Source organism: Clostridium puniceum, from assembly GCF_002006345.1.
In the GTDB taxonomy this organism is placed as follows: Bacteria; Bacillota; Clostridia; order Clostridiales; family Clostridiaceae; genus Clostridium; species Clostridium puniceum.
The window spans coordinates 23,434-48,156 of sequence record NZ_LZZM01000132.1; the positions used below are offsets into that span (position 1 = coordinate 23,434).

Annotated in this window: 19 protein-coding genes; 16 read left to right on the forward strand and 3 right to left on the reverse strand. The window is 27.7% G+C overall.

What is annotated here, in order from left to right; translation table 11 throughout:
- The first annotated feature begins 22 nt into the window (after positions 1-22).
- The 4 genes from argF to CLPUN_RS10120 all read left to right on the forward strand — a co-directional run bounded on the left by argF (position 23) and on the right by CLPUN_RS10120 (position 6,567).
- Positions 23-1,018 carry an ornithine carbamoyltransferase gene (gene argF, locus CLPUN_RS10105; protein ID WP_077847158.1) on the forward strand — a complete coding sequence of 332 codons (996 nt, stop codon included), beginning with the start codon at positions 23-25 and terminating at the stop codon, positions 1,016-1,018.
- Positions 1,019-1,490: 472 nt separating this feature from the next.
- Positions 1,491-4,439, forward strand: a complete 2,949-nt coding sequence (locus CLPUN_RS10110; protein WP_077847159.1) for an EAL domain-containing protein — start codon at positions 1,491-1,493, stop codon at positions 4,437-4,439.
- 228 nt (positions 4,440-4,667) lie between these two features.
- Positions 4,668-5,276 (forward strand): ECF transporter S component, encoded by a 609-nt coding sequence (locus CLPUN_RS10115; RefSeq protein ID WP_077847160.1) that lies wholly within the window; start codon positions 4,668-4,670, stop codon positions 5,274-5,276.
- 310 nt (positions 5,277-5,586) lie between these two features.
- A complete protein-coding gene (locus tag CLPUN_RS10120; RefSeq protein ID WP_077847161.1) occupies positions 5,587-6,567 on the forward strand; it encodes a D-isomer specific 2-hydroxyacid dehydrogenase family protein in 981 nt (326 codons plus the stop codon).
- Positions 6,568-6,801: 234 nt separating this feature from the next.
- Here the strand turns inward: CLPUN_RS10120 and CLPUN_RS10125 are convergent, their stop codons facing one another.
- A complete protein-coding gene (locus CLPUN_RS10125) occupies positions 6,802-7,089 on the reverse strand; it encodes a GNAT family N-acetyltransferase (protein WP_077847162.1) in 288 nt (95 codons plus the stop codon).
- 314 nt (positions 7,090-7,403) lie between these two features.
- On the opposite strand from CLPUN_RS10125, the gene CLPUN_RS10130 reads away from it, so the two are divergent.
- The 8 genes from CLPUN_RS10130 (at position 7,404) to CLPUN_RS10165 (ending at position 15,691) form a co-directional block, all read left to right on the forward strand.
- Complete coding sequence (locus CLPUN_RS10130) at positions 7,404-7,934, forward strand: 2'-5' RNA ligase family protein (RefSeq protein ID WP_077847163.1); 531 nt, start codon at positions 7,404-7,406, stop codon at positions 7,932-7,934.
- Between the two features lie 227 nt (positions 7,935-8,161).
- Positions 8,162-8,788 carry an ankyrin repeat domain-containing protein gene (locus CLPUN_RS10135; protein ID WP_077847164.1) on the forward strand — a complete coding sequence of 209 codons (627 nt, stop codon included), beginning with the start codon at positions 8,162-8,164 and terminating at the stop codon, positions 8,786-8,788.
- 118 nt (positions 8,789-8,906) lie between these two features.
- The gene (locus tag CLPUN_RS10140; RefSeq protein ID WP_077847165.1) at positions 8,907-10,106 is read left to right on the forward strand and encodes a CobW family GTP-binding protein; all 1,200 of its coding nucleotides are present in this window, start codon (positions 8,907-8,909) and stop codon (positions 10,104-10,106) included.
- 56 nt (positions 10,107-10,162) lie between these two features.
- Positions 10,163-11,101: a TIGR03943 family putative permease subunit gene (locus CLPUN_RS10145; RefSeq protein ID WP_077847166.1), complete on the forward strand. Its 939-nt coding sequence runs from the start codon at positions 10,163-10,165 to the stop codon at positions 11,099-11,101.
- A gap of 250 nt (positions 11,102-11,351) precedes the next feature.
- Positions 11,352-12,326 (forward strand): ABC transporter ATP-binding protein, encoded by a 975-nt coding sequence (locus tag CLPUN_RS10150; protein ID WP_077847167.1) that lies wholly within the window; start codon positions 11,352-11,354, stop codon positions 12,324-12,326.
- Positions 12,323-13,126, forward strand: coding sequence for an ABC transporter permease (locus tag CLPUN_RS10155; RefSeq protein WP_077847168.1), 804 nt, complete (start codon positions 12,323-12,325; stop codon positions 13,124-13,126). The genes CLPUN_RS10150 and CLPUN_RS10155 overlap by 4 nt, the downstream gene beginning before the upstream one ends.
- 3 nt (positions 13,127-13,129) lie before the next feature.
- Complete coding sequence (locus CLPUN_RS10160) at positions 13,130-13,912, forward strand: ABC transporter permease (protein WP_077847169.1); 783 nt, start codon at positions 13,130-13,132, stop codon at positions 13,910-13,912.
- Between the two features lie 219 nt (positions 13,913-14,131).
- The gene (locus CLPUN_RS10165) at positions 14,132-15,691 is read left to right on the forward strand and encodes a hypothetical protein (RefSeq protein ID WP_077847170.1); all 1,560 of its coding nucleotides are present in this window, start codon (positions 14,132-14,134) and stop codon (positions 15,689-15,691) included.
- Positions 15,692-15,805: 114 nt separating this feature from the next.
- Here CLPUN_RS10165 and CLPUN_RS10170 read toward each other — a convergent pair whose 3' ends face one another.
- Positions 15,806-16,546: an NADPH-dependent oxidoreductase gene (locus CLPUN_RS10170; protein WP_077847171.1), complete on the reverse strand. Its 741-nt coding sequence runs from the start codon at positions 16,544-16,546 to the stop codon at positions 15,806-15,808.
- Between the two features lie 329 nt (positions 16,547-16,875).
- Between CLPUN_RS10170 and CLPUN_RS10175 the strand changes: the two genes are divergently transcribed.
- Positions 16,876-17,769 (forward strand): hypothetical protein, encoded by an 894-nt coding sequence (locus CLPUN_RS10175; protein WP_077847172.1) that lies wholly within the window; start codon positions 16,876-16,878, stop codon positions 17,767-17,769.
- Between the two features lie 213 nt (positions 17,770-17,982).
- Here the strand turns inward: CLPUN_RS10175 and CLPUN_RS10180 are convergent, their stop codons facing one another.
- Positions 17,983-18,174: a nitroreductase family protein gene (locus tag CLPUN_RS10180; RefSeq protein WP_158078747.1), complete on the reverse strand. Its 192-nt coding sequence runs from the start codon at positions 18,172-18,174 to the stop codon at positions 17,983-17,985.
- A 159-nt stretch (positions 18,175-18,333) separates the two neighbouring features.
- Here CLPUN_RS10180 and CLPUN_RS10185 point away from each other — a divergent pair, with 159 nt between their 5' ends.
- The 3 genes from CLPUN_RS10185 (at position 18,334) to CLPUN_RS10195 (ending at position 24,580) form a co-directional block, all read left to right on the forward strand.
- The gene (locus tag CLPUN_RS10185) at positions 18,334-18,753 is read left to right on the forward strand and encodes a 3D domain-containing protein (RefSeq protein ID WP_077847174.1); all 420 of its coding nucleotides are present in this window, start codon (positions 18,334-18,336) and stop codon (positions 18,751-18,753) included.
- Between the two features lie 1,119 nt (positions 18,754-19,872).
- Entirely contained in the window at positions 19,873-23,157 is a 3,285-nt protein-coding gene (locus tag CLPUN_RS10190; RefSeq protein ID WP_077847175.1) for a hybrid sensor histidine kinase/response regulator, read from the forward strand.
- Positions 23,158-23,161: 4 nt separating this feature from the next.
- Positions 23,162-24,580, forward strand: a complete 1,419-nt coding sequence (locus tag CLPUN_RS10195; RefSeq protein WP_077847176.1) for an HD domain-containing protein — start codon at positions 23,162-23,164, stop codon at positions 24,578-24,580.
- The last annotated feature ends 143 nt before the right edge of the window (positions 24,581-24,723 follow it).

Below are 24,723 nucleotides of genomic sequence, written 5' to 3' on the forward strand. Positions count from 1 at the left end.
GAAATGAAAAGAGGGAATAAAAGTGGCAGTAAATTTAAGGGGAAGAAATTTTTTGAAATTATTAGATTTCACACCAAATGAAATAAGGTATTTAATAGATTTATCTAAAGAATTAAAGACTTTAAAAAGAACTGGAATTTTACATGATAAATTAAGAGGTAAGAATATAGTTTTATTATTTGAAAAGACATCTACAAGAACAAGATGTTCCTTTGAAGTAGCTGGAAGTGATCTTGGCCTTGGTGTTACATATTTAGATGCAGCAGGTTCTCAAATGGGCAAGAAGGAAAGTGTTGCTGATACAGCAAGAGTTCTTGGTAGGATGTATGATGGAATAGAATACAGAGGTTTTAGCCAAGAAACTGTTGAAGAATTAGCTAAATATGCTGGAGTTCCTGTTTGGAATGGATTAACTGATGAATTCCATCCAACTCAAATGATAGCAGATCTTTTAACAATAGAAGAAAAATTTGGTAGATTAAAAGGAATTAATTTTGTTTACATGGGTGATGCAAGAAATAATATGGGAAATTCTTTAATGGTAGCTTGTGCAAAAATGGGACTTAATTTCACTGCATGTGCACCTAAAGAATTATTTCCAGCTGAAGAATTAGTAGAAAAATGCAAAGAAATTGCAAAAGAAAATGGAACTAGTATTACTTTAACTGAAGATGTTAAAGCAGGAACTAAAAATGCGGATGTAATTTATACTGATGTTTGGGTATCAATGGGTGAACCAGATGAAGTTTGGGAAAGCAGACTAAAAGTATTACTTCCATATCAAGTAAATAAAACTGTCATGAATAATGCTAATAAAGATGCAATTTTTATGCATTGTTTACCTGCCTATCATGATTTAAAAACTAAAGTTGGAAAAGAAGTAGGAGAGAAATTTGGAGTGTCTGAATTAGAAGTTACAGATGAAATCTTTGAAGGAAAGCAATCAGTAGTCTTTGATGAAGCCGAAAATCGTATGCACTCTATCAAAGCAATAATACTTGCAACTATTGGAGCATAATTATTATTAAATTATGAGTACTAATGTATTATTGTATCATGTCATAAATACATATGCTATAAATTAAATATCATAATCCCAAGATAAGGTTTAATTAGCCGTGTTTTGGGAAATTTTTTATTAGATTTAGAACTTTTCAAGATAGTTAAAAAGGACAAGGCGCTATCAAAATCTAATGGAATTAGTTTTTTATACAAACTAAATATCTAAAAATGTTGAAAAACAGTGGAATAAATGGTAAAATGTATAATTAAAGATTAGTATTTTTGATAAAATTATAATCGTTTTCAAATAAAGAATATTAAAATTAATGTAGATTTTACATTATTCACAATTAAATTTTAAGAATTTCAAAGGTATTTCATCCTTAACTGTTAACTGTTGATTGTAAATTGTTAACTACAACATATATGTTAAGAGTTTATTATTAACACATAAACATATAAAATGGTAGATTTGAGGAGAGTTGGATATGAGGTTTACTTTTAGACTAAAAATATTTATATATTTTGTAGCAATTATATTAGTTACGTCGATTCCAATATCGCTAATTACTTATAATTATATATATAATTCATTAAAAAATCATGTATATTTAAATGCAAAATCTCAAATGTTACTTATAGATGATAATTTCCATAATATTATTAATCAATTAAAGGAAGATACTGAATTTTTAGGGAATTCTTATGAAATAAAAAAAGCTGATCAATCAATATCAGCTTTATTTAACATACCAAACATTGAGTTAAATCCCAAATACTCAAAACAAAGCCTCGGAATAGAAGGGACTATTTATAATGAACTTGAGAATTATGGGACGACTCATCCAAGAACAACCTATGTATATGTTGGAACTAAATGGGGAGGTTATGTTCAGTGGCCAGATGGATTAAGTGCAAGTAAATTTGATCCGAGAGAGAGACCATGGTACAATCCTGCCTTAGAAAAGTCTAATGAAGTAATAATTTCAAATCCGTATATTTCTGCAATTGATAATAGTAATAATGTAATAATAAGTGCTTCTACGGCTATAAAAGATGTATCTGAAAATATTGTAGGAGTAATGGGGATAGATATAAGTTTAAAAAATTTATCTGATATGATAAAGAATACTAAAGTTAGTGATAGTGGATATATATTTCTTTTCCTAAAAGATGGTACAATATTAGCTCATCCAGATACTAATTTAAACTTCAAAAATATTTCAGAGCTAAAAATCGAGAACGGAACTAAAGAAACAGAGAGATATTCGAAAAATTTCTTTCAAAATTATAACAAATTCACAGATGGAGATAAGGGAAATTTTGAAACTATAATTAATGGAGAAGAGGTCTTAGTAAGTGTTTGTACTTCTCCTTATACAGGGTGGAAAATGGCATCAGTTATTCAAAAGAGCGAACTTACAAATAACGTAGATGAAATTGGTTATTTAATAAGTGTAATAACTCTTTTTTCACTGTTATTTGCAATAGGTTTTAGTTTTATTGTTACAAAAAGGATAACTAAACCAATTGCAGAGTTAACTCCTTTAATGAATGCTGCTGGAAAGGGAGATTTATCAGTTAAGGCTAATATTAATACTAATGATGAATTAGGTGAATTAGGTGAATCTTTCAACCTAATGATTGGGCAATTGAGTTCAAATTATGATGAATTGTCAGCTGTATATGAAGAATTATTAGCAACTGAAGAAGCAGTTCGAGCCCAATATGATGAACTGGCCTCTAATGAAGAAGCACTGAAAAATAGTGAGGAAAGGTACAAACTGGCTTTAGAATGTGTTAATGATTCGATTTGGGAATTAGATTTAGTTACAGGAAAATTTTTTGCATCGGATAAATTATATGATATTACAGGTTATAAATTATATAAAGATATTGATATATTAAGGTTTTTAGGGGAAAAAATTCATCCGGAGGATGTAGAAAGATCATTTAAAGAATTTCAAGATCATATTAATAATTTAATAGATGTTTATAAATCAGAATTTAGATTTAAAAAAAACAATGGAGATTATGTGTGGCTTTTTGCTAGAGGAATGGCTTTGAGGAATTCTGAAAATAAAGCTATAAAGCTTGCAGGTTCTGTTACAGATATATCATATAGAAAATTTTCAGAAGAAAAAATAAAATTTATGGCTTATTATGATTCTCTTACTAAACTTAAAAATAGAACTTCATTTATTAACAATTTAAATGAACAATTAGAATTCGTAAAAAGTGAAAATTTAGAGGGAGCTGTATTTTTTATAGATTTAGATAATTTTAAAAATATAAATGATACAATGGGCCATGATTACGGGGATAAATTATTAATATATTTAGCCCAAAAATTTGAAAATTGGATAAATGAAGAAGATATTATATGTAGGTTAGGCGGAGATGAGTTTATATTACTTCATCCTAATGCTAATGAATCAGAAGCAAAATTTTATGCTAAAAAATTTTTAAAGTTATTTAATAAGCCTTGTAAAATTGATGGAAAGCAGATTTATATTACAGTAAGCATAGGAATAGCTTTATACCCAAAGGATGGAATAGATTCAAATACTATTTTAAAAAATGCAGATGCGGCTATGTATAAAGCAAAGGAACTAGGAAAGAATCGATTTGTATTATTTGATCAAGATATGTATTTGAAATTAGAGAGAAAGACTCGTGTTGAAAGAATACTTAGAACAGCAATTGAAAATAATGAGTTGAGCATTAATTATCAGCCTCAATATGATGTGCAAAATAATGAAATATTTGGATTTGAATCATTACTTAGATTAAATAGTAAAGAATTAGGGTTTATATCTCCATTAGAATTTATTTCTATAGCAGAAGAATGCGGATATATAACTCAATTAGGACAATGGGTAATTGAAGAGTCTTGTAAACAAAGTGTAAAATGGCTAAAGCAAGGATATAAATTTAAAAGTATAAGTGTTAATATCTCTTCAGTTGATTTACAGCAAGCAAATTTTTTGGAAAACGTTAAAAAAATTATTAATAAAACTTCCATTGATCCAAGGATTCTTGAACTTGAAATTACTGAAACAGTTCTTATGGAATCACTTGATTCTAGTATAAGCATATTAAAGAAACTAATGGATATGGGCATTAGAATTGCACTTGATGATTTTGGTACAGGATATTCTTCATTGAGTTATTTAAGAAAGATTCCAATAAATACTTTAAAAATTGATAAATCTTTTATAGATAATATTACTTCAAATCAAAAGGAAGAATCAATTATTAATAATATTATTCAAATGGCACACAGCTTGGAGTTAAAAGTTGTAGCAGAAGGGGTAGAAACAAAAGATCAGCTTTCAGTTCTAAAAGAAAGAGATTGTGATTATATTCAAGGTTATTATTTTAGCAAACCACTTCCTCCTGGTGAGATTGAAAAATTATTAAGTAAAAAAGAATGAGAGTATATAAATTTGGTTTAAAAAAATTATAAAATCTATTGAAAAATAAAAACATGCATAAAAAGTAATCATTTTATGCATGTTTTTTGTTTTCAGAATATAGTAATCTAATTTGCAGTGGAATTTGAAGTGATAGATATGTATCCATACAATTGCTACAATATTTTTCTGATGCTATAATTACATAGTATTTACATATAAGAATAATATTTTATAGGGGGCTATTATATGGAAAATAATAATTCAAAGATTTTAAAATTAGTTCAGACAGGATTACTTTCAGCACTATGCTTTGTTGCATTTACTTTTCTTTCAATAAAAATACCAGTAAGTGGAGGAGATGCAGTTTCATTACATATTGGAAATGCTTTTTGTGTATTAGCAGCTTTGCTTCTTGGGGGATGGTATGGCGGACTTTCAGGCGCTATAGGAATGACAATATCAGATTTAATTGATCCTACATATGCTATAGGAGCACCAAAGACTTTTGTTCTGAAATTATGTATTGGTTTAGTAACAGGATTAGTTGCTCATAAATTTGCAAAAATAGATGAAAGCAATGATAAAAAATATATAGCTAAATGGAGTATTGTTGCTTCAATTTGTGGATTAGGGTTCAATGTCATTTTAGATCCGATTGTTGGATATTTCTATAAACAATACATTCTTGGACAACCTCAGCAAATAGCAGCTATATTGGCAAAGATGAGTTTATTTGCAACTTCTATTAATGCAGTAGTATCTGTAGTATTAGTAAACTTTATTTATAATGCTATAAGACCGGTTTTAACAAAAACAGGATTATTGCTTCCAGTATCAAAAAAGGAACCATTTTAATTATAAATTTAAAAATTTTATATATAAGATTTAATTAATTTGCTATATTAAAAACAGATACAGTAATTAAGTATATTTAATTTAGTTTAGTTATCATAACATATATAGGCATTTAATTTTTTCATAGATATTGAACTGAAGTTATATATTATTAATATAGATTATTTTACAATATATATTGAAAATACAAAACCATCAAAATTTAAAATAGTGATTTTGATGGTTGTTTTTGCTTTAAATATTTTCTGCATATATCTTAAAAATGATATAATAGCATTAAGTGAAATATTTTAGAATAGAAGGTATAGAAATGAAAGTTTTGGCTTATAATCACAGAAAAGATGAAACAAAATTTTTTAAGGAATTTAGTGAAAAATATAATGTAGAAGTGGTTTTAACAGGAAAATCACCTAAGATGGAAACCGCAGAATTAGCTAAAGGTTTTGATTGTATAAGTATAATCACTACAATAATAGATAGTGAATTAGTTAAAAAATTTCATGAACTTGGAGTTAAATTCATATCAACAAGAACCATTGGATATGATCATATAGATTTAAATGAAGCTAAAAAACTTGGAATTCATGTTGGAAATACAACATACTCTCCCAATAGTGTAGCTGATTATACTATTATGATGATTCTTATGGCAACTAGAAAAATGAAGCTTATTATGGAGAGCAACAATGTTCAGGACTATTCTTTAGTTGGTATTCAAGGGAAAGAATTACCTAATTTAACTATTGGTGTGATTGGAACTGGTAAAATTGGAAGGACTGTAATTAAACATCTTTCAGGTTTTGGATGCACTATATTAGCACATGATATATATGAACAAGAAGATGTAAGAATTTATAGCAAATATGTTGAGTTAGAATACCTATTTAAAAATAGTGATATTATAACTTTACACATGCCAGCTACAGATTGTAATTACCATATGATAAATAAGGATTCCTTGAGTAAAATGAAGGATGGAGTTTATATTATAAATACTGCAAGAGGATCTCTTATAAATACAAATGACTTTATTGAAGCAATTGAGAATGGTAAAGTTGGAGGAGCTGCTTTAGATGTAATAGAGCATGAAACAGGATTGTATTATAAGGATTTAAAAGGACAAATATTAAGTAATAAAAACTTAGCAATATTAAACTCTTTCCCCAATGTTATTGTAACTCCTCATACAGCATTTTACACTGATCAAGCAGTTAGTGATATGATTGAAAATTCAATAAAAAGTTGTATTTTATTTAATGAAAATAAGGACAATCCTTGGATGGTAATTTAAAACACAGATTTAAGAACAGAAATATTTAGATATTATTAAAAAAAATATGAATTTAAATCTTTTTAAGTAACTTATTTGGAGGAATCATAATGATAGTTTTTGGGATGATTTCTACTATTTGAAGGATTGCAGTGCTTTGTTTTTCTTAAATAAATCTATTCATATTGAAAATTGTATGTAGTCACACAAAAAGATGGTAGATAATTTTGTGTAAAAATTATCTACCAGTAATCTTTAACTGTTTTCTTTAAATAATACATCTTCATACTCTTTATTTTCAATAAATTCTTTTTCTGCAAATGAACATTGAGGTATTACTTTTTTGTTTTCTTCTCTTGCAAAATCTACTACTCTTTTAATTAATTTCTTACCTACATTTTGTCCACGTAATTCATTTGATACAAAGGTATGATTGATTATAATTGTGTCTTCGTTATAATCTACATAAGTTACTTCAGCCTTTGGATTTTGTGAATTATCACCCAAATAAAATTTCTTAATATCTTCTTTAAATTCAAGCATAATAATCACTCCTTATTAAAAATATAAACAATTAAAAGAAATATGTGTTAAAGTTATAATAAATAAATTTCGTATATTATAAAATTCTAATTTCTTGTAAAAATAAATAACGCCAATTAGCTTAAATTCAAATTTATTTTACAACATATATACAAAATTCTTATATAATATGTGTAATTCCACATTCATTAATACATACCTTCTTTAATTAAAAATTAATTAGTATTGATTTTCTAAAATATGGAGAGAATATTATTTAAAATTAAACTTATTAGATGAGATAAATAGGGTTATTTGAAGGAGAGACAATAATTATGAGATATGTAATAGTATGTGTAGTAAAAGGTGAAGCAGGAGATTTTAATAATAACTTGAGAAAAGAGCTATTAAAAAATTTAAATGCAAAATCCTCTAAGATGCCAGCTCATTTCACTATAAAAGCACCATTTGAACATAAGGGAGAAATCGATGAGCTAAATGATATTCTTGAAAAGTTTACTAAGAATGCTAAAGCTGAACCTTTTAGTATTGCGGGGTATGATCATTTTGACGACAGAGTAGTATATATGAAAGTAAATATGTCAAAGGAAGCTAAAGCTGTTCATGATAAGTTAATTGAGAATATGAGTACAATATCATACATTAATTTTGAAGAAAAAGATGGCAAAAATAAAATTTTTCATGTTACATTAGCATCGAAAAAATTAAAATTTTTGTATAATAAGATTTGGGATTATATTCAGAAGTATCCTTGCGAATTTCAATGTTTTTTTGATAATGTTACAATTTATAGATGGGAAGAAGAAACTTGGAAATTGTACAAAGAATTTAAATTTAATAGTTAATGCTTTGGTTTTAAAATAAAATTTTACATGTTTAAAAATTAATAATATAAATTGTTTAAGAAGTAATTTTTATAATGAACTTGATTATATTCAATACTATTTGATAAAGCCATTATTGACAGTGTTGAGTTTTAAGCGTAGGATAAAAGTGGAATACATGAATGGGAACTATTCTCAATAATTTCTATAATCTAGATTTTAAATAGAGTTTGGGGGTGTTAATTACTATGAAGATTTATGATATTTTATTTGGACCAAGAGAAAAATCGATTTCGTTAATAATAGAGGAAGGTAATTTAGATGAACTTAAAAGTTTCATAGCAAATGGAGCGGATGTTAATGGAAGATATGACGGTAAGAGTTTACTTCATTTTGCTATAGATAACTGTGAAAACAATTATTTTGAAGTAATAGAATTTTTAATAAATAGCGGAGCAGATATTAATAGTTGTCAGAGCTATCTACAAGAGACACCCTTGCATAGAGTATGTGCAAGAATAAATCCGAAAATGGACGTCGTTGAATTATTATTAGATAGAGGTGCTAAAACGAACCCTGAGAATATAGCAGGAAAAACTCCTGTATTTTACTGTAATTTCAGCTATTCTGTAGAACTTTTAAATCTTCTTGTGAAACATAGAGCAAATATTAATCATACTGATAAATATAAAAATACTATTTTACATGATGATTATCTAAACTATACTACAGGAACTTTTGAAGAGTTTTTAAAAGTACTTATTTCTCTCGGATTTGATGTAAATTCAAGAAATAACTTAGGACATACACCACTTTATTTATGCAAAAATAAGTATATTGAAAAGATATTGACTGAAAATGGTGCTGAGATATAAATGAAATTATTAATAAGTTAACTAAATTTATGAGGCATATAAAATATATAAATGGAAAGGAAGTGAATACTTTAGTGGGTTTAGTAAAAATTATATGACTGCCCATTAAGGGATATATATGACAAAGATAGATATAATTTCAGGATTCCTTGGAGCAGGGAAAACTACCTTGATTAAGAAGTTAATACAAGAAGCTTTTGTAGGCGAAAAACTTATGTTAATTGAAAATGAATTTGGTGAAATAGGAATTGATGGCGGATTTTTAAATAATTCAGGAATTGAAATTACTGAAATGAACTCAGGATGTATCTGCTGTTCTTTAGTAGGTGATTTTGGAGTTGCCCTTAAGGAAGCTATAGCTAAATATTCACCACAGCGTATAATAATAGAACCATCAGGGGTAGGGAAGTTATCAGATGTTATTAAAGCAGTAGAAAAGGTAAAAGATGAAGTTGATATAGTTCTTAATAGTTTTGCTACAGTTGTTGATGGCATAAAGTGCAAAATGTATATGGAGAACTTTGGAGAATTTTTTAATAATCAAATTGAAAATGCTAATACTATTATTTTAAGCCGTTCTCAAAAGCTTTCAGAAGAAAAGTTAGAACTATGTGTGTCTCAAATAAGAAAACATAATAAAAAAGCAGCTATAGTAACAACGAATTGGGAAGAAATTAATGGAAAACAAATTCTTTTAGCAATGGAAAAAGGAAATTCACTTGAAAAAGATTTATTAAATGAAACAAGAGAGCAACATGAAGATGTGCTTCATAATGATGAAGACTTTGGCTGCAGTAACCATGAACATAATCATAGTAAAGATAGTAGTTGTAGTGTTCCTGGACATAATTATAATAATGAAGAATGTAGTTGTAGTAATCATGAACACCATCATGATAAAGAATGTAATTGTAATAATCATCAGCACAATAATAAGAAAAAATGTAGTTGTGATGAACATAATGGTCATAATCACAATACTGAATGTGATTGCGGAAATGAGCATGGTCACCACCATGATAATAATGCAGATGATGTATTTACAAGTTGGGGGATAGAAACTCCTAAAAAATATTCTGAAGAAGAAATAAATGATATATTAAGAGCTTTAGCAGAATCCTCTGATTATGGAGTTATATTACGTGCAAAGGGTATAATACCCTCAAAAGAAGGCGGCTGGATTAATTTTGATTTAGTGCCAGGAGAATATGAAGTACGTGCTGGCGGTTCTGATTATACAGGAAAATTATGTGTTATAGGGACAAATCTTAATAAAAGAAAAATAGAAAAATTATTTAATATAGAGCAAGAAATATAGAACAAGATAGATATAAGCGCTAACATATACAGTTAGAAAAAGGAAGGAACAAATTTATGAAAGATGTACCAGTTTTTCTTATTACCGGTTTTTTAGAAAGTGGAAAATCTACTTTTGTTAAAGAAATATTTAATGATCCAGAATTTGTAGAAGGAGAAAATATTACTTTAATTGTATGTGAAAATGGTATAGAAGAATATGAAAATAGCTTTTTAAATAAAAATAACGTGACGTTAGTTAATGTTAAAAGTAAAGAAGACTTTACTAGTTCATTTTTAATAGAATGTAATAAAGAACATAAACCAAGCAAAATCATAATAGAATATAATGGTATGTGGGAAAATGACATTATAGGTAATATAGAATTTCCTGAAGGATGGGAAATAGCTCAAGTCATAACTACTATTGATGCATCTACTTTTGAATCTTATATGAATAATATGAAGTCTTTATTAATAGATCAATTTAAAGATTCCGATTTAATTATATTTAATCGCTGCAACGAAAATACAAATAAATTGAAATTTAGAAATATTGTAAAGGCTCTTAATGCAAGAACAAATATGATTTTTGAATTAGAAAATGGCGAAATCGATGATAGACCATTAGAGTTACCTTTTGATATAAATGCTCCTGTAATTGAATTTAATGATTATGATTTTGGTGCATGGTATTTAGATGTAACAGAAATACCAGAAAAATATGAAGGTAAAAGCATAAAAATGAGAGGGATTGTAGGAACAAACCCTAAATATCCTAAAAATATTTTCGCCTTTGGCAGAAATGCAATGACTTGCTGTGAAGATGATATTTCTTTTTTAGGACTTTTATGTCAAACTAAGAAACCTATGAAGCTTGAAGACAAAAAGTGGGTTGAAATTGAGGGTATAATTTCTAGAAAGTTTATAGAGCAGCAACAAAGATATATTCCTTTTATAGCAGTTAATAATTGTAAAATGATTGAAAAATTAGAAGAAGATTTAATTTATTTTTAAAGTATTTAATGATCAAAATATTAATAGTTTTTATAAAGAATAATCATGCATAAAGCGTATTTTCTATGCTTTATGCATGATTTTTTATGTAGAGACTATATAAAATCTGTAATGGTGTAAATTATACTATAACAAAATATGAAATGGTGTAAATTATACTATAACAAAATATGAAATAACTTTAAAAATTAGAAATAATATGGTATAATTCATAAGCATTTCACCCAATAAATTAAGGAGGTGTTATTTAATGATAGAAGTTAAAAATCTATCGAAAACATTTAAAGTTTACAAAAGAAATCAAGGGCTTAGTGAAGCTGTAAAAGCTTTATTCAATAGAAAGTATGAGATAGTACAAGCTCTAGACAATGTATCTTTTAAGATTGAGGAAGGAGAAATGGTTGGATATATCGGACCAAATGGGGCAGGGAAAAGTACTACGATAAAGATTATGAGTGGTATCTTAAATCCAGATAAAGGCCAATGCATTATTAATGGAAGAACTCCTTGGAAAGATAGAATTAACCATGTACGGGATATAGGTGTAGTCTTTGGACAAAGATCTCAGCTTTGGTGGGACGTACCTGTAGTAGATTCATTTACTCTTATAAAGGATATTTATAAGGTGCCTGAAAATCAATATAAAAAGAATGTTAAGAATCTTACAGAACTTCTTAATATAGGAAACATAATAAAAGTACCAACGCGTCAATTAAGTTTAGGACAAAGAATGAGGTGTGAAATTGCAGCATCCTTGATTCATAACCCTAAAATTTTATTTCTAGATGAACCTACTATAGGGTTAGATTCCATATCTAAAATTTCAGTAAGAGAATTTATAAAAGATATTAATAAAGAAAGAAAAACAACAGTTATTCTTACCACTCATGATACCCAAGATATAGAGGCACTAACAAAAAGAATAATTTTAATAGGAAAAGGAAGAGTTCTTTTAGATGGACAATTAGATGATTTAAAAGAAAAATTTAATAAAGAAAGAACAATAACCCTTAATTATTATGGTGATTTAGAACAAATATGTAATGGTTTAAAAATTAGTGAGAAATATGATGGCAGAGCAGTTATAGGAGTGGATACAAATATAATTTCAGTTTCAGAAAGTATTGGATACTTATCATCAAAAGTAAATATTATCGATGTTCAGGTAAGTTCAACTACAGTGGAAGATGTTGTTGTAGGGCTTTATAAGGAGTACAAGATATGATGGGTTACTGGAGCTTTTTTAAGATAAGATTTATAAATGGACTTCAATACAGAGCGGCGGCTTATGCAGGAATAGTTACTCAGCTGGCTTGGGGATTTATGTATATAATGCTTTATCATAGCTTTTATAAAAGTAATCCGGAAGCTGCTAATATGAATATTTCAGAACTTTCTAGTTATATATGGCTTCAACAGAGTTTTTTAGCTCTATTTATGACTTGGTTCTTAGATAATGATATATTTGAAGCAATTTCTAGTGGAAATGTTGCTTATGAAGTATGCAGACCTTTAGATGTCTACAACATGTGGTTTGTAAAAAGTTGTGCAATAAGAGTATCTAAAGCTATGCTAAGATGTTTTCCTATACTTATAATTGCTTCATTTTTGCCAGAAACATATAAATTTAGTATGCCACCCTCTATATATTCTTTTATATTATTTTTAATCGCTGTAATACTTGGCACCATAGTAGTTGTTGGATATAGCATGCTAATTTATATCTTTACATTTTTCACTATATCGTCTGTAGGTGTTAGAATGACAATGGTAATGATTGCAGATTTTTTTGCAGGAGGACTTGTCCCGCTACCGTTACTTCCTGAATATTTAACAAAATATATTTATCTTTCTCCATTTGCAGCTATGCAAAATACTCCATTTAGAATATATACAGGAGGAATCCCAAGTAATGAAGCAGTAAATGCGATAATTCTTCAATTATTTTGGGCAGTAGCATTAATTCTAATCGGAAAATTAATTATGGGGAAAGCAATGAAGAAAGTAATAGTTCAGGGAGGTTAGATTATGAGATTATATTTTAAATACTTTTCAATTCATTTAAAATCTGCTATGGAGTACAAAACCTCCTTTTTATTAACGACTATAGGACAAGGGATGACAACAGTATTTTCATTTTTGTGTATGTATTTTTTATTTGATAGATTTGGAAATATAGAGGGTTATACCTTTAATCAAGTACTTCTATGCTTTAGCACAATATTTATTTCATTTGCCTTAGCAGAATGCTTTGGAAGAGGCTTTGATAGATTTTCAGCTATAATATCAAATGGAGAATTTGATAGAATTATGTTAAGACCTAGAAATGAAATTATACAAGTCTTAGGAAGTAAAATTGAATTCTCAAGAATAGGAAGATTGATTCAAGCAATAGTTATTTTTATATATGGAATAATTACCTGCAATGTAGGATGGACATGGGAAAAAATATTCACATTAACACTTATGATAATAGGTGGAGTATGTTTATTCTTTTCGCTATTTATGATATATGCAACCATATGTTTTTATACAATAGAAGGCTTGGAATTTATGAATATTTTTACAGATGGGGGACGGGAAATAGCTCAGTATCCACTAAATATTTATAGCGACTGGGTATTGAAATTTTTTACTTTTATAATACCTTTAGCTTTCGTAAACTACTATCCTTATCTTTATCTAATTGATAGAGTAAATGAAAATAAGGTTTTATATATGATATCACCTGTATGTGCCATACTCTTTATAGTGTTAGCTTATGTTTTATGGAAAATTGGAGTAAGGCACTATAAATCTATAGGTTCGTAATAACAATAACAAAAATAATAATAAATTAGCAAAATAGAACTTAATAATTTTGCTAGTTTATTTTTTATTTTAAATAGCATAAGGGATGTTATACATATATCAAATTTGAAGTTATTATAATTTTATAAAGAATAATGTCATAATATTTAAAGAACTTTAAAATAGAGTAGTAATATGGTATAATTTATACGCATTTCATTTATATAGAAGGAGATAACTATGCCTAATATTTTTGATGGACTTAGACAAATTTCAGATAACGATATAATTGAACAAATTGCATTACTTGAGGCTATGAACATAACTAATATATCAAAGCCTATTTTACAAAAGGCTAAGAAAAAGACTATAAGTATAATTAATTTTTTAGGAAGCAAGCTTGGAAAAAATACTATGATTGAAGAACCAGAAGTAAAGGAATTGTGGACGTTAATTGATGAAAAAAAGGAAGAATTGATAGAGTGCACAAGAGAGGAATTAGAAGAACGATTATTTAATATTCTTAGGGAAAAAACTAAAAGTGGTTCAGAAAATGAATCAGAAGATGCACTATCAGTGGAAATAATTGAAGAGTCAGCTAAATTATATAAACTTTATAAAAATTCAACACCAGGCCAAAAAGCTAATACTATTTATTTAAAGTATAATGAAAAACTTAAAGGGAAAGCTAAGGAATATATAAATGACCAGCCCTTCGTTGATTTACAAGAAACTACTGAAGACATAGAAGAAATTATAAAGAATATGGATGAAGATCAAAAGAAAGAATTTTTGCAGTCAGTAGATGTTGAAAAATTCACATTATTAAATGTTTGGAAAAAGGTAGATAGACAACATTTTTCAAGGCTTATATGGATGTCAGTAAAAGCTTACGGAGGAGAGTTCACTCCAAAAGAGGAATTACTTCCAAGCTTTATAGATAGTGAAAAGGATGTTGAAATAATAGAAAGAGAAGAAGATTTAAGGAAATCACAAGAAGAATTATTAAAGTTAAAAAATGAAATGGAATTATGCCAAGATAAAATAAATTCCATAGAAAATAATTTAAAAAAAGAAAATAAAATATTAAATAATGCAGTTAAAGATAAAAATCAATCAGAAGATGATATATTAGACTTAGAAAAAATAGGTACTAAGTTACAAGTGATGAAGAAATCTAAGGAAGAGAAATTAATCGAAATTAAAGAACAAATGGAAAATGTAATATTAGAAGATTTAGAAGTATTAATGGAAGATTTTAAAACAGTTAAATTTGATACAATTGACATTAATAATAAGATTTCGGATATTAAGATAGAATATGCATATAAAAAGCAACTAATAGAAGACAATATTAAATTAATAGAAAGTAAAGAAAAAGCTATAAAAGAAATTGCTATTGGGTTTCAACAACTCAAACTGGATACAGACAAGTTGATAACGGCTTATAATCAAAAGAAGCTTGAAGTACATAAAAAAGAAGATATCAAAAGAAATGAAATTTATCAAAATTGGAACGAATTTTTTGATAAATTTATCTTTGAATTTAAGAATTTAAGAAATGTTGTGAATTTTTCTAGAAAAGAATTACTTCAAATTGAAGAGTGTTTATATGAATTACATTTCACCAAAGATTCAATGGCTTTAAGTATGGGGATAATAGAAAGTAAAGATGAAAAAGAAGAATATCAATATATAGATTTAAGCTTTTCTGATAAATTTGAAGTTGAAATACAATATAAAGTATTAAGTGGCGAAGAAAAAAATGTGAAGATAGTAGGAATTACTACTGAATTATAATAAATGGGTACAAATTACTCTACAAGTAGCTGTTTGATGCAAATTTTATTTTTCATAAGGGAACGGTGGATAGTTTTGTGTAAAAACAAAACTATCCACTGTTCCTTTTATAAATTACTTTGTTTTAAAGCCTTGTTTGTCCATAGCAGGTTTTACTTTTGGATAATAAACCGATTGATAAATTTTTGAAGTAAAAGTACTCCAATTTGTTTCTTGCTCAGATCTTCCTATATCTTTTAGGTACTCACTCATTTGTTTGTCATATGCATCTATAGATTCTTCAACAACTTTTGTAGCATAAATTTCTTCATGCCTAAAACTATTAAAAGGAACTCTTGGTTTCTGATGGGATTCATCCACTGGATACCCAAGTACTAAACCAACCATTGGGAAAGTATATTTAGGTAAGCCTAAAAGTTCTATAACTTCATCAGGATTTTTTCTGATACCCCCAATAGGCACAATTCCAAGACCAAAAGACTCAGCTGCGATTATTGAAGCACCTAAAGCTATCCCAACATCTACAGATCCAGCTTCTACACCTTCAATATCCTCATGAATTACTTGTTTAAAGCTAGTTTTTTCACCTGCAAGATAAGTTCTGTAGAAATCCATTACGAAAACTAAAAATACTGGTGCTTTTGCAACGTATTCTTGATTCCCTACAAGCTCTGCTAATTTTGCTTTCTTTTCCTTATCTCTAATTACTATGACACTTGTTTGTTGACCATTTATTGAATTAGGCATAGCTTGAGCTGCTTTTACTATTTCATCAACAATTTCAGTTGGAATGTCCTTGTCTAAGTATTGTCTGATAGATCTATGATTTTTTATTGTTTCTACTACATTATTCATAATTAACCACCCTCATAATTAAAATTTATTTTTATATTTTTAATTTGTTTTATTTATAATACGTCTATTGAAAAAGAAAGTCAATAGTATTTAATTGAATTTTATAAAATTTAATTTTAGCTAAGCGAATTCGATTTTAGTTGAATTCATACAAAGAGATAAATTATATATTTGAAGCATACAACAAATAGAAGCATTGTATGTTTACAACCGGAAAAAACAGTGTTAAATACTACTAGTCTATGGGGCAATAATACAAAATATGATATACTTACTAAAGTAAATAACAATATACTAATTTTTATAAATACAATAGTTAGGAGATCAACATGAAATATTATCCTAAATCACTAAAGTTAACAATAATTATATTACTTGCTATTTTTACTTTTACATTTTTTGGCGTAGATGTTTATGCTAAAAGTTCAACCACTTCTAGTGTAACCACTTCAAAATCTAGCGAAAATAGCTTCAAATCAGGAAATTATGGAGCATCAACGGCCAAAAGCAGTACAAGTACTAATAGTCAAAGTTCAAACAAAGATACATCTGCAGGAAGTGCAAGTGGTTATAAATCAGGAAGTTATAGTAGTGGATCGGGGGCTAGCAGTAGTAAGAGTTCAAGTACAAACACTTCGAAGGCTAATGGAAGCGGCTTCAAGTCGGGAAATTATGGAGCATCAACGGCCAAAAGTAGTACAAGTACTAATAGTCAAAGCTCAAACAAAGATGCATCTGTGGGAAGTGCAAGTGGTTATAAATCAGGAAGTTATAGTAGTGGATCAAGGTCTAGTAGTAATAAGAGTTTAGGTACAGACACTTCTAAGGCTAGCGGAAGTGGTGTCAAATCAGGAAATTATGGAGCAACAGTTGCAAAAAGAAGTTCAAATCCTCAAGTAACTAATAACTCAAGGTATGGAAAATCAGGTGTTGGATTAGGAATATATATTATTAATTCAAACGAAGATGATTCAACAGGGGATTACATAGAATCAGATGATGATAATCTAATAGATGACGATAATCCAATAGTTGATGATGATGATGAAAATAATAAAACATCTGTGGAAGTAGATAAATCTAATCCATCAGCTACCCAAAAAACATTATCTAAAAACCAAGTTATAGCAGCCTCATTATTTGGGTTAGGGCTTATAGAAATTATTTGTTCAGCAATAGTAGGACTATTTGTGTATTTGATTCTAAGAATAAAACGAAAATAGTCAGTATAGATTTTTTGAGAAGCTATATTACAAAAAGAATTCTGACTTCTTATGAAGACACAAATTTTCTTGAAACAAAAACGAAAGGGGAATGGAGCAATTATTACATAAAGTAGTTTGCACCATACCCCTTTTAGCTTCGAAAATTATTTTAAAGCTTTGCTTATTCATAGAGTTTTTTACTTTTTGATAATAAACTGATTTATGAATTCTTCAAGTTAAAGTACTCCAATTTGTTTCTTGCTCTGATCTTCTAATATCCTTTAGGTATTCACTTATTTGTTCATTACATGTATCTATAGCTTCTTCAACAACTTTTGTATGATAAATTTCTTTGTGGATAAAGCTATTAAAAGGCACTCTTGGTTTTTTGTGTGATTCGTCTGATGGATACCCAAGCACCAAACCAACAATTGGGAAAGTATATATAATTACGAGAAATGGTTTAGTGTAAAATTAGTTTAAGTTAGTATAAAGTGAAAAAAATAAAATATTTTCTATACGTTTACATAATTTTGTGTTATAATTGAAGATATAGTTTGCGAAGTGAAAAGGAGAGATTTGATGTTGATAGGTTATAAGTGGAGAAAAGTTATAAAAAAATCAATTGCTTTTGTAGCAGCACTGAGTATTTATTTAGGAACAGGAATTGCTTTTTTAAGTAATACAGCTAAGGCAGCAACAGCAAATGAACTAATTTGTTCAGCAACAGCATATACAGCAAGTGATGGAAGCTTAACAGCAAGTGGACGAGCAGTAGAAAGAAATCAAGATGGAATAAGTACAGTTTCAGTGGATCCAAATGTAATTCCGTTTGGAACATACTTATATATTGAAGGATATGGGTATGCAGTAGCTGCAGATACTGGTAGTTCAATAAAAGGAAATGAAGTTGATGTATACTTTCGAAGCTCCAGTGAATGTAATAATTGGGGAAGACAAACTGTTAAGGTTACAGTGTTAGGTGATTCTATAAACTGGTAAATAACACATTGAAATAGATTGTTATAACAAAACAAATTTTATAATACATAATTACTTTATATAGTTTTTTAAGTATGATTTTAATTTGTAGTTACAATTGAATATATGGAGAAAAGTAAAAATAGTAAGTAAAAAATTGATATACACTAAGCATTTTAATTGTTAAATGTTTAGTGTATTTTTGGTTTTATCTTTTTATATAGTATATAAATCTCATTGAAATTAAAATAATATTAAATGATATGTAGAAATGTGTGGAAATTAGGGTGAAAAAAGGTTCGAAAATTAAGAGGGAATGAGAGGTATATGTAGAAATAACTTATATGAGCATGAAAAACTTTGGAGAAATTTATATATATGTTCTAAAAAATTTTGTTCATTAAGATTTAATTTCTATATTAGAGTGATTGGATAAGACAACCAACTAAATTATGAACTTTCTTAATTAGAACTTATATACTTTAGTTTTTCCTGAAATTTTATTAGAAAGCAAACAAATAATTTTGTGAAAACTCATATTTTAGTAAGGAATAATTTGCACGATGAAGAATTCGAATGAAAATATTTCCGAATAAATTATAAATAATGTAAACTTCTGTATATAGAACTATGGAATTGTGATAAAAATTCAACCAGAATTAATAATAAAATTTTAAAATGTATTTGTTTGCGTATAAGAAAAGAAGGACTTGGATAAAATTTTTATTAAACCTTTATAATAAGTTATAAAATATAAAGGACAAAAGATTAGTTACGCAATTATTAGATTAAGTAGCTAATCTTTTTTGAATATATATTTTGAAATATATATGTTATGAAAAGTTTGTTCAGAAAAAAGGAAGTTCTATTTTTAGAAACATGGATAAGATAATATTATTAATTAAATTATATAATTAATAATTATTCTTATGATAAATAGTTTTAATTTATTATAATTTTTAACAATATGACAAAAAAGATAATATTAGGAATATTATTGCTATAATATTCCTCCAAGTGCTATAATTAAAATATTAAATTAATAATATTTGTTAATTAACAATTATTACAGTATACTAGATTAGTAGAAGGAATAAAGGTTGCAGTTATATGTATTAAAAATAAATAGGGGGAATTTTTATGTTTAAGATACCAAGATTGAAAAATCTCATTAAGGTCCTTAGAACAGGTTCAGTAAGACTATTAATTAGTGCTTTGTTTATAACCCTTATGACTACGACTGTAGGAATTATAACTTATATTGTATTTACAAATTGGAAAGTTTCTGTAGATAATACTATAACAAAAATGGAAGAAGATTCAAGTCAGGACACTTTTAATGAAATACAATCACTATTTAGTGTACCTTTATATAATAATGCAATTAATCATAATTTAATTCAATATGGAATTGTAGATATACATAATAAAGAGCAAAGGGATGCCTTTTTTTCAGGAGTAATTAAATCAAGTAGTGAAGAAATTTATAGTTTTAGTTTTGGAACAGAAGATGGAGAATATTATGGAGCAAGAAAAAATGAAAAAAATGAACTGGAAGTATATAGAAGTAATTCTGAGACTAATGGTAATTCTATGTATTATAGCTTAGATGATGACTTAAAGGAAGGACGTTTTATTAAGGACTATGGAGAATTTGATCCGAGAACAAGAGATTGGTATGTAAAAGCTAAGGAAAAGAAAAAACCAGTATTTTCAGCTATTTATAAGCATTTTATAAAAGATGATTTAGCGCTATCAGCAGCTTATCCTATTTATAATAAAGATGGAAGTCTCAAAGGCGTAATGGGAACACATATAACTATTTCAAATCTTAACGAATCTTTAAAAAAAATTGCAGATAATAATTTAACTACAACATATATAATTGAGAAAAATTCAGGATACCTTGTTGCAAATTCACTTAATAAGCTTAATTTTGAAGTGCTTTCAGATGGGAATATTGAAAGAGCCTTAATTGGAAATATTGAAAATAAACCAATTATTGAAGCATATGAAAATTACAAAAATACCTCTAATGAGAGTTTTATTTCACAAATAGAAGATGAAAAGTACCATATAAAAATAGTTGAATATGAAAAAGAGGGTTTAGATTGGCTTATAATAACTTCTATTCCTGAAAGTATGTTCACAAAAGAAATAAAAAATAACATTAATATTGCAATAATATTAATTATGATTGCTTTTATTTTAGCAACTATAATTCACATAGAAAGTACTGCATTTATTTTAAAACCAATTAATCATTTAATAATAATTTCAGATAAATTTTCTAAGGGGGATTTATCAAAGAGAGCTAAGATTTTCAGAAATGATGAAATTGGAAGCCTGTCTAAGGCTTTTAATAGTATGGCAGAAGAACTGTATTCGTTAATAAATAATCTTGAGGAAAAAGTTAAACATAGAACAAATCAATTGGTTATTGAAAAAGAAAGGGCAGAAGAAGCTAACATGACCAAGAGTCAATTTTTGGCAAATATGAGCCATGAAATAAGAACACCTATGAATGGAATTGTTGGTTTTATAAGTCTCCTTGAGAAAACTGAGTTAGATAGCACTCAAAAAGATTATGTTGAAACAATTAAAAGCTCTTCTGATACTTTAGTTGCAGTCATTAATGATATACTTGATATTTCTAAAATAGAAGCCGGAAGAATGGAAATGGAAAATATTCCCTTTGACATTCGATCTATATTTGAAAGTACTATATTCTTATATGATGCAAAAGCAACTGAAAAGGAAATTGAACTTAATATGCTTATAAGTTCGGCTATTCCAAACTTTGTTATAGGAGATCCAACAAAATTACGACAAGTTATAAGCAACTTAGTTAGTAACGCAGTAAAGTTTACACATGAGGGAGAAATATTTATAGAAATTTCATTAATCACAGAAACAGACAATAACGCGGAACTTTTATTTGAAATTAGAGATACTGGAATAGGGATGAATGAAGAAGAGATAAGTAAACTTTTTAAACCATTTAGTCAAGCAGATTCATCTTCTACCAGAAAATATGGAGGATCTGGTTTAGGACTTGCAATATGTAAAAGATTAGTTGAAATGATGGGAGGGTCAATAGGCGTTAAAAGTGAAAAAGGGAAAGGCAGTACTTTTAGCTTTGAATTAACCCTAGATAAGGCAAAGGATTCTGTTATTCCAGCAATGCCAGATTATTCTATGCTTAAAGGTAAAAGAATATTAGTCATAGATGATTATGAAATGAATCGCTATATAGCAAAGGTATATCTTGAAGAAGTTGGAGCTATAGTTAGTGAAGCAGAAAATCTGGAATCTGTTTTAAATAAGCTTACAGGTTTTGAACATTTATATAATGTCATTTTAGTTGATTATCAAATGAGAGGAATGACAGGATTTCAACTGGCAGAAATTATAAAGAAAAAGTATTTGATAGATGATATTCCTTTAATACTTTTAACTTCCATAACTACAAACCTAGAATTAAAAGAGGCTAAACAAAATGGATTTTCAGGATATATTTCAAAACCATATAAGCGAAGTGAATTACTTGATTGTGTTGCAATGGTGATAGAAGGAAATTACTCAAAAGAAGATTTGAGTAATGTTTTTATTACAGAATATACTGCAGTAGAAGCTAAATATAACCATAAGTTAAAAATACTTTTAGTTGAAGATAATGACATAAACAGAAAATTCTTCATTAATAGTTTGAAGTTATTTGGCTTAACGTGTGATATTGCCGTCAATGGGTTAGAAGGTTTAAAAGCTTATGAAAATAAAGAATATGACATAATTTTTATGGATTGTCAAATGCCAGTAATGGATGGCTATGAAGTAACAGGTGAGATACGCAAATTAGAAGATTTAAAAAAGCACATACCTATTATAGCCATGACTGCTTATTCTATGAAAGGTGATGAAAATAAATGTTTAGAAGCTGGAATGGATGATTATTTAAGTAAACCTTTTGATTTTGAACAAGTTATAGACATTATTAAAAAGCATGTTAAGTCTTTTGAAGATAATAGTTTAAATAAGGATACAAATAAAATTAATGACTTAAATATCAGTGAAATTCGTGAAAATAAAAATTCTTATTTTGATGAAACTGTGAAGCTTCTTAGGAAAGAATCAGGATTTGATGAAGAATTTTGCAGGGAACTAGTGATGGATTTTTGTAAACAAGCAGAACAACTTCTTATGGATATTAAAGCGAATATAAATCAAAATAATTTAATTGAAGCTGGTAGACTTCTTCATAAGTTAAAAGGTTCAGCAGGTACTGCAAGAATTAATGATATAGCTAAAAATTCATTAGAAGGCGAAACTGCAATAAAGAATAATAATAAGGAGTTACTAGTTGAAATAGTAGAAAAAACAGAAAAGTTATTATGTAAATTATGGAGAAAAGGAGAGGAGGAATAAATTTATGGGGGGAAATATACTAATTGTTGATGATTCTTCAATTGAAAGAAAAATAATTAGTCAAGCAATTAAAAAGAAATTAAAGGATGTTAATATTTTTGAAGCGGAAAATGGATTAGATATCTCTAATAAACTTATAAAGTATGATATAAATGCATGTATTTTAGATATAATGATGCCAATGAAAAATGGTTTTGAAGTTCTAGAAGAAATTAAAGAAGACTATAATTTAATGGATATTCCAGTAATTGTATGTACTGGTATTTCTGATAAAGAAGCAATAGAGAAAGCATTAAATCTTGGCGTATATGATTATTTTTCTAAGCCATTAAGTGAAGAAGCAATGAAAATATCTCTTCCTTTAAAAATTAAAAATGCCATTGATCTTATGAGAAGAAAAGAAGAGATAATTTATTTAAGTTATCATGATCAGCTTACAGGTGTATATAACCGAAGATTTTTTGAAGAAGAATTAATAAGGCTTAATGACAAAGAAAATTTTCCATTAACAATTGCTATGGGAGATTTAAATGGATTGAAACTTATTAATGATTCTTTTGGACATGTTATGGGTGATGAAATTATTAAGAAGGTAGCAAAAGTCATAAAGTCAGGATGCAGACCCAAAGATATTACAGCAAGACTATCAGGTGATGAATTTGTTATTGTATTGCCTAAAACTGACGGTTCTAAAGCAGAAGAAATAATTAATAATATTAAAGAAACATTAGCAGAAGAAAGAGTAGGTTCCATAGATATTTCGGTTTCCTTCGGCTATGGATGTAAGTATAGTGAGGAAGAAAAGATCGAGGATGTTTTTAAAATTGCTGAAGACAATATGTATGGAAAGAAATTGTTTGAAAGTCAAGCTATGAGAGGAAAAACAATTAGAACAATAATTAATGTTCTCCGTGAAAAAAGCAATATTGAGAAGGAGCATTCTTATAGAGTTTCAGAATTATGCAAAAGTATGGCAGAAGCGCTAGGATTACCTAAGGCTGAAATTGATGAACTTATGTTAGCTGGAGAATTTCATGATATAGGAAAAATTGCTCTTGATGATAAAATAATTAATAAAGAGGGCAAACTTACAGAGGAGGAGTGGAAGGAAGTTAAACACCATCCAGAAATAGGATATAGAATGATTAATACAGTAAATCAAATGGCAGCCATAGCTAATTATATATTATATCATCATGAAAGATGGGATGGAAAAGGATATCCCAAAGGCTTGAAAGGAGAAGAGATACCGTTTGTATCAAGGATTATAACAATAGCAGATGCTTATGATGCAATGGTTAGTAAAAGAAGTTATAAAAATGAATTATCAAAAGAATTTGCAATAAAAGAATTGCAAAGAAATGCAGGTAGTCAATTTGACCCTAAGCTGGTAAATGTATTTATTAAAAAAGTATTAAATTGAATTAAAATTTTTATTAGTACCTACAGACTAAACTAATGAAAAGATGTTTAGATTGTAGGTATTTCTGTAGATTCTATTAATTTGAAAAAGTTTTACAATTTAGTTATTTATCAGATTGTATAAACATATAGTATATGACTTAT